Consider the following 12075-nt stretch of genomic DNA (forward strand, 5'->3'; position numbering starts at 1 on the left):
CAATCGGCTTCTGTCCCGAAATTGGGCGCAGCAAATCGGGCTTGAACCTAACCCGTTGAGGGCGGAGCGTTACCGCCCCAATGCCGACAAGGCGGTCGCGAGCGTCTCGGACGGCTTGACCGTTCCCGCAACCACGCCGCGTCGGGTTTCTACGGCCTGGCGCGCCCATTGGTCGAGAAAGCTGCGGTCCTCGTCGCTTTCGGCCACAAGCATCTGCAGCACGGCCGCCATCACCGCTTCCGAGCCACGCGTTGCGCCGTCATCGATCTTGATCGCCACGCCAAGACCTAAGTCGGGCAGGGCGGCGCAGTAGACTCCTTCCGCGCCGGTTTTAACGTAAGCCGCCTCTCCAAAGCGCTCCATCACCTTGGTGCAGAAGCGATCCGTGCCGGCTGTCTCGAACGGATGTGCCGCACAGGATTTGCGCAGCCGCGTTAGCGCAGTTGCGCGCGCAGGGCTGAGACCCTGACCGCTCGCGACCTTCGCGAAAGCGCCTGCGAGCCGTTCCACCGGGATCGCCCAGGTCGGGATCGAACAACCGTCGATGCCACAGACATCTACGTCCAGCGGCGCGCCCGTGATGTCCGCCAGAATGGCGTGGATCTGCTCCTGAAGCGGGTGATCGCGGTCGACATAGTGCGCAACCGGAAGCCCCATATGCGCAACTGCGCAAAGAAAGCCGGCGTGCTTGCCCGAGCAATTGTTGTAGATCGCACCCGGCTGGCGGTCGGCCCGCCTAAGGCGATCCTGATCCGGCCCGAGCGCCGGCCATTGCGGCCCGCACTCCAGGGCCTCCTCGTCCAACCCCGCCTTCGCCAGGATCGAACGCGCACCGGCGACGTGGATCTCTTCGCCATTGTGGGAGGAGCAGACCAGGGCGAGTTCGGCGTCGGTCAACCCGGCGGCGTCCGCAGCGCCGCTCTCCACCAACGGAAGCGCCTGAAAGATCTTCACGGCGGAGCGCGGAAATACCGGCGCTGCGATATCGCCGAGCGAAAGCCGGGTCGAGCCCGAGGCGTCGACGATGGCGACGATACCGCGATGCTGGCTTTCGACACGCGGGCCGCGGGTGACTTCGACAAGAACGGGATTGCTCATGGTGCGGTCTTTTCGTCAGCTTTTCAGGGGGCGCCGGTCAGTCGGAAGCGGTGCGCTCGATCGCCTTCGCGGCCTGCCAAAGCGCTTCCATCTCTTCAAGCGAGGCGCCTTCCATCGGCCGGCCCGCGGCCGCGAGTTCCGTCTCGATATGGCCGAAACGGCGGCGAAATTTTTCGTTGGTCCCCCGCAGGGCATCTTCCGGATCGACGTCCAGATGACGGGCGAGGTTGGCAACGGCAAACAGCAGATCGCCGACTTCTTCTGCCACCGCCGGATCCTGCGGCGTTCCGGCCTCCAGGGCCGCTTCCAATTCGCCAATCTCCTCGCGAATCTTGGCAATCACCGGCCCCGGCTCGCCCCAATCGAAACCGACCTTGGCGGCCTTCTTCTGTAGCTTTTCCGCCCGCGTCAGCGCGGGTAGGGCGAGCGGAACGTCGTCCAGCCGTCCCTTGGACCCATCGGCGATCTCGCCGCCGTGGCGTTCGGCCTTGAGGCGCTTTTCCTCCGCCTTGATCTCGTCCCAGAGTGCCTTGACCCGCTCCGGTGGCAGGTCACGCGCATCACCGAACACGTGGGGATGGCGACGCACAAGCTTCTCGGTGATCGCTTCCACCACACCGCCGAAGTCGAACGCCTCGGCTTCTTCGGCCATCCGGGCATGGAAGACGACCTGAAGGAGCAGGTCCCCGAGCTCGTCGCGCAGATCCTCAATGTCGCCGCGCTCGACCGCATCGGCAACCTCGTAGGCTTCTTCGATGGTGTAGGGCACGATCGTCTCGAACGACTGCTTCACGTCCCAGGGACATCCCGTTTCGGGATCGCGCAGCCGCGCCATGATCGAAAGCAGCGTGTCGATATCGCGCGATGGGGTCATGACCGGTCCTTCGCGTCGGGAGGGGGGCGGGTTCTGTCGACATGGCCCAGATCGCGCTCCGGGTCCACCCGGTCGCGCACGAGCTGCTTCAGCGTCTTGATATCCGGAAAGCCGCCGTCGCGCACTCGTTCCCAAACGAGGTCTCCGTCGATCTCGATCCGGAACGCGCCGCCGGTCGCAGGCACCAGCGTCACCGCTCCAAGCTCCTCCGAAAAGGTCGACAGCAGCTCCTGCGCCATCCACGCGGAGCGCAGCATCCAGTTGCACTGACGACAGTAAACGATTGTGATGGCCGGCTTTTCGCTCATCAGCGCGGAACCAGGGCAAGCGGGCGGATGGGAGAGCCGGTCGCACCAACCAGCTTTAGGGGCACCGAAACGAACAGAAATTGCGAATGACCGGAGGCGGCAAGTTCGGCCAAATCGAGATTTTCGATGATCAGAATACCAGCGCGGACCAGAAGCACGATATGGCCGGGCAGGGTGCACCCCAACGTGTCGTCCCAAAGTCCGGGGACATCCCAGCAAATGTTGTCGGCCCCGACCGCCTGTACCTTGCGTTCCGCAAGCCACTCCGAGGCCGAGCGATCCATACCTGGTGCGGCGAGATAGCGGTCCTCGTCGTGCCAGTAGCGACCCTGGCCCAAATAGACCAGAACCACCGAGTTTTCCGCGATCGTCACGTTCTGCCGCTCACAGCAGGCCGCAAGATCGTCTGCGGTCACGGGATAGTAGGGCTCCAATACCTCGACGCCCTTGAGCGCCGCGACATCCAGAAGAATCCCGTCCGCGAAAATCGGCTGCAGGTCTTCCGCCGCAAGCGAGGTAAAGCCCGTCGGCGTCTGCAGCTCCGGAGTGACCGGTAGACCGCCATGAAGCGTCAGGCACTCGGCCTGATGGCTCAGGGCATCGATATGGGTGCCGGCATGCTCCGTGCCATGGAGCTGGCCGAATGCGCCGCTCCTGATCCCACTGGTGCCGCGGGTGTCCTCATGGCGCTGATAGAGCGTGAACGCATAGCCCGGCTTGTGGGTCGGAAATTCCGGCATTCCCTCCGTGCGCGGAAACTCCAGATCGATGATCCGCATGGCGCTGGTATCGATAACGGCCATTGGCTCTCCTCAAAAACGCACGCTCACACCTGACGGCGCGCTTCAGGTGTTGAAACGAAGCCATTCCATACAAACGCTTTTAACGATTCGCTTCGAGCGCTTCGTAATCGATCGGAAACACCCAATCATAGGCCCAGTTGAAAATGAACGCGTAGACGACATAGAAGCCGGCAAAGCCGAGATCCATCACCAGCGCGCGCCAAAGGCCGATCTCAAGATACCAGGCAAACAGCGGCACAAGGATCACGATCAGACCGGCTTCGAACAAAAGCGCATGCATCACACGAAGTCCAACCGACTTGCGCGTGCTCCCGCGCAGGCGCCAAAGCAGGCGATCGAATCCCACGTTGTAAAGATAGTTCCAGGCGGTCGCGACCAGCGAGCTGACGAGCGCGACGAACCCGATGTCGAACGCGTGCATTGCGAACACGTAAGTTCCGAGCGGCGTCACCAAGGCAAGGCCGATCAGCTCAAAGCAGATGACGTGTCGAAGTCGGTCCAGGGTCGAACGCATGACAATTGCCGGTCAGAATCACGGTCACCGGCAAGCCCGGTAACGATAGCCGGTCGTCGCATGGCGGGCCGAAAAGGCCAAGCACCGAACGACCGACCAAAACAGCGTCAAGAGTGACAATCAGAAGCCCACGATCTGCGGTTCACCCTCGGGGATTTCGTAGTAGGCACCCTTGTCCTTGACGAAGATGTGCTTCTCGACAAAGAGACCCGAGGTATCATCCAGACAACCCGCTGCGATGGCGATATCGGGCCTGTCGTGCATGCGGTAAAAGAGGCTGGAGCCACAAACCCGGCAAAAACCGCGCTCGGCGAAATCCGACGACGCGTACCATTCCAGGCCTTCGCGCTCCGTGAAGCGGATCTGGTCTTCCCGGGCCCGCGTGCTGGCCCATAAGTGACCGCTGATACGCCGACACTGCGAACAGTGGCAAACCGTTACCGTTTCCGCGACGACGTCCGCTTCGAAGCGAACCTTTCCGCATTCACATCGACCCGTGATCACGATCAGCCTCCATCTGCGTTCCTCAAGGCCTTCATAGCAGCCCAGTCGACCGACGCCAGCGACGCAAAACCCAGGCCTCAGAACTTAGGGGAGCGCTCGGGCCGGGAGGGGCCGCAAAAGCAATCTTATCCAGGGTCGGTAACGGTGCGTTGCGTCAGAGACGCTGATTTCTGGCTGTGCGCGGCGTTTCGTTTAAAGTCGCATAAGATGCATTATGGAACATAATTTAAGAAGCTGGTTTTTGGATTAGGTCAGATCCGAGAGCGGCGCGGGTCGTCGGCGCGCAATCCAAATCCTCGACATGCTGGTTGATCCGTGCGGAAATTATCAAGCCGGGCGAGCGACTTGACGCCACTCCCTTGAGCATTCTTGTAGCCCAGACGGCATCCAGGCGTGTCAGACCTTCATGGCCAGTGGTTGGGATAGATCCGCGATAGCCATGATCGTTGCCGTTGGCGAAGATGGAGATTTGGAACGACGCTAAGTCCTGGACGCTCCGATGCTCGCATACGCGAGTTTTCACTCCGAAATCGGCACCTCGATGCGCATCATGTCGTAGGCTGGGACGATATGCTCCGGGAGCTCGGCCTTCAGCGTCTCGTAATCGAGATCGAGATGCAGATTAGTCAGGATGGCGCGCTTCGGGCGCAACCGGTCGATCCAGCCAAGCGCTTCCTCCACGGAGAAATGACTGTTGTGCTCGGCATAGCGAAGCGCGTCGATGATCCAAAGATCCAGGCCGTGGAGCAGTTCGACGCTTGCGTCCGGCAGATCGTTCGCATCGCTGGAATAGGCAATGTCGCCAAAGCGGAAGCCGAGCGAGTCGATCTCGCCGTGATGCTGCAGAAAAGGCAGTGCCGTGACCGGGCCGCCGGCGCCTCGGATCGTCACCGGGGCACCGGGATGAAGCCGGTGTTCGTTGAGGATCGGCGGATAGCCGGATCCTTCGGGTGTCACGAAACAATAATCGAACGCCTTGTGGGCGCGCGCCGAGGTGGCGTGATCCAGATAGACGTCGATCCGCTTGCGCTCCTTGAGCGCGAGCCCGCGCAAATCGTCGATGCCGTGGATGTGGTCGGCGTGGGGATGAGTGTAGAGCACCGCATCGAGCCGTTCCACGCCGGCATCGTTGATCTGCTCGCGCAGATCCGGTCCGGTGTCGATCACGATGGTCGTGACGCCCTGCTCGGAGCGCCGCTCGACCAGGAGCGCACACCGCCGCCGTCGATTCTTGGGGTTCTTAGGGTCGCAGGCGCCCCAGTCTCCGCCGATCCGCGGCACCCCCCCGGACGAGCCGCAACCCAGGATCGTGAACGTCAGCGCGCTCATTGGCTCTCCGGGCGCGGCACCTTGGAGAACAGCCGACAGAAATTCTCGGTGGTCGTGGCCGCGATCGCTTCCGGCGTCACGCTCCTCACCTCCGCCAACACCTTGGCGGTTTCGGCGACATAGGCCGGTTCGTTGCGCCGACCGCGATGCGGAACAGGCGCGAGATAGGGCGCATCGGTTTCCACCAGGAGACGATCCTCGGGCACGTCGCGCGCGACCTCGCGGATTTCGGAAGCGTTCTTGAAAGTCAGAATGCCGGAAAAGGAAACGTAGAGGCCCAGCTCGATGCCGGCCATGGCGAGGTCGCGGCCGGACGAGAAGCAATGGAGGATCGCCGGAAAGGCCCCCTCCTCGTCATGTGCTGTCCTCAGGATCTCCGCGACATCCTCATCGGCATCCCGCGCATGGATCACCAGCGGCAAACCGGTCTCGCGGGCCGCCCGGATATGCCGGCGGAAACCCTCCGCCTGATCCTCGCGCGGAGCATAGTCATAATAGTAGTCCAGCCCCGCTTCTCCGATCGCGACCACCTTCGGATGCTGGGCGAGTTCGACCAGCTTCTCCGTCGTCACGTCGGTCTCGTTGCCGGCATTGTGGGGATGGGTTCCGACCGAGCAGAAAACGTCCGGATAGGCGTTGGCGACCGCCAGCACCTGATCGAACGCGTGGACGCGGGTGCAGATGGTCACCATCGTGGCGACCCCGGCTTCACGCGCCCGCTCGACGATGGCGTCGCGCTCTTCGGCGAAATCCGGGAAATCGAGATGGCAGTGGCTGTCGACGAGCATGAGCTTGTCTGCCTTGTCCTTCTAGTTACCTCGGGATGTGGGCGAAAAACCGGTTTCCCGCCCGCATCCCGTTCTAGGTCTTCGTGTCTTCGGTTTCCGGCTCAACGAACCGGGGAAACACGGGTTCCGGTCGCGGCAGCGGCGCTCCCGGCGCAAGCCGTCCAGCGTCTCCCAGCGTTGCGAAGCTGCGCTGGTCGGGATCGTCCAACCCAAGGATCGCCAGCAGCCGGTCCGCGCCCGCCGGCGTTACCGTCTGCATCAGAATACCAACTTGGCGCAGGATGTCGGCCGTCACGTAGAGAACGGTCTGCATCCGCTCCGGATCGCTCTTGCGCAAGGCCCAGGGCTCGCTCGCGGCGAAATAGCGGTTGGCCTCCGACACCACCTGGAACACCGCCGCCAGCATGGTGTGCAGTGCCTGCGTCTCCAGCGCCGCGCGGCAGGTCTCCAACAGGCCGTCCGCGGCCGCCAGGATCTCCTTGTCGGCGTCCGAGAACGCACCGGGCGCGGGCACCCTGCCCTCGCAGTGCTTGGCGATCATCGACAGCGAACGCTGCGCCAGGTTGCCGAGATCGTTCGCCAGATCCGCGTTGGAGCGGTTGACGATCGCCTCGTGGGAGTAGTTTCCGTCCTGACCGAACGGCACCTCCCGCAGGAAGAAATAGCGGAGCTGGTCAACGCCGTAGGTCTCGGCAAGTGCGAACGGGTCGATCACGTTGCCGACCGACTTCGACATTTTCTCGCCGCGGTTGAACAGGAAGCCGTGGCCGAATACGCGCTTGGGCAACGGCAGGCCCGCCGACATCAGGAAGGCCGGCCAATAGACGGCATGAAAGCGCACGATGTCCTTGCCAATCACATGCAGGTCGGCCGGCCAGTAGCGCTTGTAGCTGTCGCTGTCCGTGTCGGGAAAACCGACGCCGGTGAGATAGTTGGTCAGCGCATCGACCCAGACATACATGACGTGGCGCTCGTCGCCCGGCACCTTGACGCCCCAGTCGAAGGTGGTACGCGAGATCGAGAGGTCCTTGAGGCCGCCCTCGACGAAGCGGACCACCTCATTGCGCCGCTCGTCCGGGCCGATGAAACTCGGATTGTCGCGGTAGTGGTTGAGAAGCGGCTCCTGGTAGGCCGAGAGCCGGAAGAAATAGCTCTCCTCCTCCACCCATTCGACCGGCGTTCCCTGCGGGCCGCGACGCACGCCATCCTCGCCGACGGTGGTTTCCGCCTCCTGGTAGTAGGCTTCGTCGCGCACCGAGTACCAGCCGGAATAGGTGTCCTTGTAGATGTCGCCGGCGGCCGCCATCCGCTCCCAGATCGCTCGGCTCGCGGCCGCATGGCGCGGCTCGGTGGTGCGGATGAAGTCGTCGTTGGAGCAGTTGAGCTCGGCCGCCATGGCGGCAAAGCGCGGCGCCTGGCGATCGGCGAATTCGCGCGCGGTCAATCCTTCGCGCGCCGCCGTCTGCTGCATCTTCTGGCCGTGCTCGTCGGTTCCGGTCAGGAAATAGACGTCGTACCCGTCGAGCCGCTTGAAGCGGGCGAGCGCGTCGGTGGCGATCACCTCGTAGGCGTGGCCGATATGGGGCGCACCGTTCGGGTACGAGATCGCAGTCGTGATGTAGTACGCGGGACGATCGGTCATGGCATCCGGCAAGCACGGTACCGACCGGGTGGTTCAGGACGCGTGCGCCCGTGCCGTCCGGTCGACCTGTGCGATATCGTGAAAGAGGTCGAGCACAACCTGCTTACGGTCGAGGTTGAACGCGTCGGCGAGGCCGACCGCGTGGGCCGTCTTTTCCCATACCTCGGCCCACCCGGCAAGCGTTGCCGCAGGCGCGCCCGCTACCGCTTCGCGCCGCATCTTCTTCGACAGCCAATCGAACACCAGATCGATCAGGAGCTCGTAGGCTTCATCCGATCCGGCGGGAGCCACCCTGTCCGACAGGCGGTGCACGGCCGCGACGTCGAACGCCGGCAGCCGATCAAGGATCTCCGCCACGGCGCCATATAGACCGACCCCGCCGGCTTCCAGCAAGGTCAGCGCGCGGCGGATGCTGCCGTCGGCGAGCGAGGCCGCAAGCGAGACGGCATCGCTTTCATGGGAGGCATCCGCACCGAGCTCGTGAAGCCCGCGCCGGAGCGCCTCTTCCGGCAATGGCCGCAGGTCGAGACGCCGGCAGCGCGAGCGGATCGTCGGCAAAAGCCGTCCCGGAACATGGCAGATCAGCAGGAACAGCGCTTGCGACGGCGGTTCTTCCAGCGCTTTCAAAAGCGCATTGGCGGCGTTGGTGTTGAGATCGTCGGCCACATCGACGACGACCACCCGAAAGCCGCCATGGGCCGATGTCGACCCGAAATAGGGAACCAGCCGGCGGACTTCGTCGACGGTGATCTCACCGCGAAAGCGCTTGCCCTTCTCGTCATAAGGCCGCCTCAAATGCAGAAGGCCCGGATGTGCGCCGATCGCGATTTGGCGTGCGGCCGCATGGTCGGCCGGAACGGAGAGATCCTGTGCCGCGGCCACTTCAGGCGACTGGCGATCGGGGTGCGCCAACACGAAGCGGGCGAAGCGGAAGGCGAGCGTCGCCTTACCGATCCCTTCCGGACCGGTCAGGAGCAGCGCATGATGCAGCCGGCCGGCGCGGTAGCTCTCCAAAAGCTCCGCCTCCGCCGTCTCGTGGCCGATCAGACGTGTCTGAAGCTTCGGGAGCGGCCAGTCGCCGATCTGGTCGGGTTCCTTCGGCGGCTCTTCGGTCCGCTTTGCCGCGCGGGCCATGGCAACCTACCGCGCCGCCATCGGGCACAGCCGCTCGACGACCGTGCGCCACACGGTTTCGGCGATCTCCGGCGACGGGCCGCTGGCATCCACGACCACGCATCGGCGTGGATCGGAAACCGCAAGCCTGCGAAAGGCGCGGCGACGCGCGGCGTCTGCGTCCCATCCCTCGCCTTCGAACCGATCCGCCGGCATCTCCCCCCGGCGGGCTGCAGCCCGCGCCCGAGCAATGGCCGGATCCAGATCGAGCACGATCGTCAGGTCGGGTTTCACACCGTCCAACGCGATCCGCTCCATGGCGGACAATATCGGTGTTTCGACCCCGGAAAGCCCCTGATAGACACGGCTTGAGTCGGCAAACCGGTCGCACAGCACCCAGACGCCCTTGGCAAGCGCCGGACGGATCGTGCGGTCCACATGATCAATGCGGGCAGCGGAAAACAAGATCGCTTCGGCATCCGCGCCGAACTCTCGCGCAGCGCCCGACAGCAGCACCTGGCGGATCATTTCCGCCCCGCGTGTGCCGCCAGGCTCCCGCGTCTTCAGGATCGGGAGACCCAATTCTCCGAGACGATGCGCAAGGGCACGGACCTGGGTGGTCTTCCCGGTCCCCTCCCCGCCTTCGAAGGAAATGAACCGGCCTCGCGCATTCCGGGCCACGCCTTCGGATACTGCCGCATCCGATGCGCCGGCCGGCCCGGCCTGGCTCTTATCCGGAACTTGAAGCGTTTCGGTTGCGTTCACCACGGGCGACCCCGCAGCCGTCATTCGGTTGCGGCGGAACCGGACCCGCTCTTGGACGCCGCCATGGCGATCGCGCCAGCGTCCAGGCCGCCCGCGCCGGTCCCCATGGTGGCATAGGCAGCCATGATCCGCGAACCGATCGGGTCGGGATCGGAATCGGCAGATGCAAGCTGAACCGGCGCCGCCTCCGGCTGCGTAGCAGCAGGCGACGCAGCGTCTTCGTTGGATGCGATTTCGACGAGCTGGGCCATCGGGTCGTTATCCGGCTTGCGTTCCGGCTCCGGTGCGGTCGGTGTCGCGGTCGGAGCTGGCGCAGAAGCGGAGGATTCGGACGCGGCAACGCCGGGCAACGCCTCATCCCGGGAAGCAGGTTCTGGAGCCTTTTCCGCCGTCCGCTTGGAAGGCTTGGACGATGTCGCCACCGGCGGCGGCCCGTCACGCGACGGAATCGGATGACGCGGACGCGGGTTATCTTCCACGTAGGCCAGCAGCGCGCTGGTCGCGGAGTTCGCCGTATCGCGCGACCGGTTGGGCGTTACGCGTTCGCTGGTATTTTTCTGCGGCTTGCTCTTCGAGGCCAGCAGGATAGAGCGTTCCGGCGCCTCCGGCTTCGGCCGCGTCGCCGGCGGCTTGCCGGAAGACGGACCACGGTAGCTTGCCAGCAGATAGTCCTGGTCGTGGCCGTCGAGCCGAGCCGGCCCGACATATTCGACTTTGACTTTCGCGACGCCATCGTTGCGGAAGTCGAGAACATCGGCCGTGCGATGAGACACGTCGATCACCCGGCTGCCGTGAAACGGCCCCCGGTCGTTCACGCGAACGATGATGGAGCGGCCATTTTTGAGGTTCGTCACGCGGGCATAGGACGGCAGCGGCATGGTGGTGTGCGCTGCGGAGAAGCTGTTGGCGTCGAACACTTCGCCGTTTGCCGTCATCCGGCCGTGAAACGCCGCGCCATACCAGGACGCTGTCCCGACGGCCTCGTAGTTCGGGTCGAGCTTTGGCTTATACCAACGGCCAGCGACCTTGTACGGTTTGCCGACCATCTCGCGGCCGCCGCCCTTCGGAATCGGCTTTCCGGAGCCGATTACGCGCGGGCTTGGCGGCACGCCATATTTCGGGTCGATCTCGGCGCGGTCGCCGGAGGTCGAGTTGCACGCGGCGAGTGCCACGCATCCGGCGATGACCACACCGAAACGAAAAAGGGTGTTGGAGGGCAATGCGACCTTCCGCTTTATCTGTCTGGCGTCGACGGCCGGCGCCGCGGCGCCCAATTCCTTGTTCCGGATGACCGTCATGCGCGCCCCGCCCCTTCAGGATCGTGACCATCGGCGCCATAGCCCGACGAACGGAACCGATGATCGCTTCCGTCAACTGCTTCGATCACGGGAGAATGGGGCGGCATTGTGACGAGCGGCCGTTTGCAGCGCACCCAGAGATAAGAAGGTCTAAACGCGGCCCTGAAAATTCACTGTTCCGGACGCGAAACGCCCTTCGAAGGCGCCTTCGAGCCGCCCCGCCTTTTAAGGAATCGCGGAAGCTCCCCCTAGAGGCGACCTTTTGCGCGTTTCCGCGGACGGCCAACCGATTTCCGCTTCGCCGAGAAGGCACTACTTGCCCACTCGGGCCCGCCCGCTCAACCCGTCATCGCGGGTCCAGTACAAGCGAGCACCCTCGCCCTCGCGCAGGCTGAAGCAGAATTGGCGCCCATCGTACCAAGTCGTCCATTTCTGGCAGAGTTGATTGTCGCGCACCCACCAGGTGCCCGTGTCGGTCGGTCGCATGGCCTTGCCGAGGCCGAGTGCTTTCCCGGAACCGTCGACCGTACCGTCGGCGCGGTAATAGAGCGGGAATTCGCCACCGAACGGCGTGGCGAGATAGACGCGTTTACCGGCAATGGTCGCGCGGATTTCGGAGCCCGACAGCGCGGCGCCCTGTGCAAGGGTAGCAGCGGGCGCAAGCACGGCGAGCCCAGCCAAAGCTGTGACGACTGACCGGACGATCGGCATGGCGGACCTCCTGAAGCAAGATGTCTGCCCGGTCTACGCGTGCCCCGCTCATCTGGATCGCTTTTCGGTGAGCTGCCCCTGGATGGGCCGCCGACGGTGCCGTTCGGCTCTCTATTGAGACGGGTGGTCCAGGATGATCGATGGCCGAAACCGCTCAAAACAAACGAAAGCGTGGATCGCGCCTTGCTGAATCGGTTCGTGGCCCGCTACAGGAAATGCACCGGGAGGAGTGGCCGAGTGGTTGAAGGCACCGGTCTTGAAAACCGGCAGGCGGGCAACCGTCTCGTGGGTTCGAATCCCACCTCCTCCGCCATCTTTATTTGCGCGC

13 protein-coding genes and 1 tRNA gene are annotated in these 12075 nt (G+C 64.0%); 1 reads left to right on the plus strand and 13 read right to left on the minus strand.

The window, feature by feature from the left end:
* Positions 1-69 precede the first annotated feature (69 nt).
* The 13 genes from HNS03_RS11340 to HNS03_RS11400 form a co-directional block, all read right to left on the minus strand.
* Positions 70-1098: an asparaginase gene (locus HNS03_RS11340; protein ID WP_367195382.1), complete on the minus strand. Its 1029-nt coding sequence runs from the start codon at positions 1096-1098 to the stop codon at positions 70-72.
* Between the two features lie 37 nt (positions 1099-1135).
* Entirely contained in the window at positions 1136-1972 is an 837-nt protein-coding gene (mazG, locus tag HNS03_RS11345) for a nucleoside triphosphate pyrophosphohydrolase (RefSeq protein ID WP_367195383.1), read from the minus strand.
* Positions 1969-2280 carry a SelT/SelW/SelH family protein gene (locus tag HNS03_RS11350; RefSeq protein WP_367195384.1) on the minus strand — a complete coding sequence of 104 codons (312 nt, stop codon included), beginning with the start codon at positions 2278-2280 and terminating at the stop codon, positions 1969-1971. Before HNS03_RS11350 ends, mazG begins: the two co-directional genes overlap by 4 nt.
* Positions 2280-3083: a cyclase family protein gene (locus tag HNS03_RS11355; RefSeq protein WP_367195385.1), complete on the minus strand. Its 804-nt coding sequence runs from the start codon at positions 3081-3083 to the stop codon at positions 2280-2282. Before HNS03_RS11355 ends, HNS03_RS11350 begins: the two co-directional genes overlap by 1 nt.
* A gap of 79 nt (positions 3084-3162) precedes the next feature.
* Positions 3163-3597 carry a PACE efflux transporter gene (locus HNS03_RS11360; protein WP_367195386.1) on the minus strand — a complete coding sequence of 145 codons (435 nt, stop codon included), beginning with the start codon at positions 3595-3597 and terminating at the stop codon, positions 3163-3165.
* A 120-nt stretch (positions 3598-3717) separates the two neighbouring features.
* Positions 3718-4101 carry a GFA family protein gene (locus HNS03_RS11365; RefSeq protein ID WP_367195388.1) on the minus strand — a complete coding sequence of 128 codons (384 nt, stop codon included), beginning with the start codon at positions 4099-4101 and terminating at the stop codon, positions 3718-3720.
* Between the two features lie 519 nt (positions 4102-4620).
* A complete protein-coding gene (locus HNS03_RS11370; RefSeq protein WP_367195389.1) occupies positions 4621-5430 on the minus strand; it encodes an MBL fold metallo-hydrolase in 810 nt (269 codons plus the stop codon).
* Complete coding sequence (locus HNS03_RS11375; protein WP_367195390.1) at positions 5427-6218, minus strand: TatD family hydrolase; 792 nt, start codon at positions 6216-6218, stop codon at positions 5427-5429. The genes HNS03_RS11370 and HNS03_RS11375 overlap by 4 nt, the downstream gene beginning before the upstream one ends.
* A 73-nt stretch (positions 6219-6291) precedes the next feature.
* The gene (metG, locus tag HNS03_RS11380; RefSeq protein ID WP_367195391.1) at positions 6292-7860 is read right to left on the minus strand and encodes a methionine--tRNA ligase; all 1569 of its coding nucleotides are present in this window, start codon (positions 7858-7860) and stop codon (positions 6292-6294) included.
* A gap of 33 nt (positions 7861-7893) precedes the next feature.
* Positions 7894-8994, minus strand: coding sequence for a DNA polymerase III subunit delta' (locus HNS03_RS11385; protein ID WP_367195392.1), 1101 nt, complete (start codon positions 8992-8994; stop codon positions 7894-7896).
* 6 nt (positions 8995-9000) lie between these two features.
* The gene (tmk, locus tag HNS03_RS11390) at positions 9001-9741 is read right to left on the minus strand and encodes a dTMP kinase (RefSeq protein WP_367195394.1); all 741 of its coding nucleotides are present in this window, start codon (positions 9739-9741) and stop codon (positions 9001-9003) included.
* Between the two features lie 17 nt (positions 9742-9758).
* Positions 9759-11036 carry a septal ring lytic transglycosylase RlpA family protein gene (locus HNS03_RS11395; protein WP_367195395.1) on the minus strand — a complete coding sequence of 426 codons (1278 nt, stop codon included), beginning with the start codon at positions 11034-11036 and terminating at the stop codon, positions 9759-9761.
* A 312-nt stretch (positions 11037-11348) separates the two neighbouring features.
* Entirely contained in the window at positions 11349-11747 is a 399-nt protein-coding gene (locus HNS03_RS11400) for a hypothetical protein (RefSeq protein ID WP_367195396.1), read from the minus strand.
* A 223-nt stretch (positions 11748-11970) separates the two neighbouring features.
* Here HNS03_RS11400 and HNS03_RS11405 point away from each other — a divergent pair.
* Positions 11971-12060: transfer RNA gene (locus HNS03_RS11405), tRNA-Ser, on the plus strand.
* Positions 12061-12075: the final 15 nt, after the last annotated feature.

It is taken from the genome of Amorphus sp. 3PC139-8, from assembly GCF_040750475.1.
Taxonomy (GTDB): domain Bacteria; phylum Pseudomonadota; class Alphaproteobacteria; order Rhizobiales; family Amorphaceae; genus Amorphus.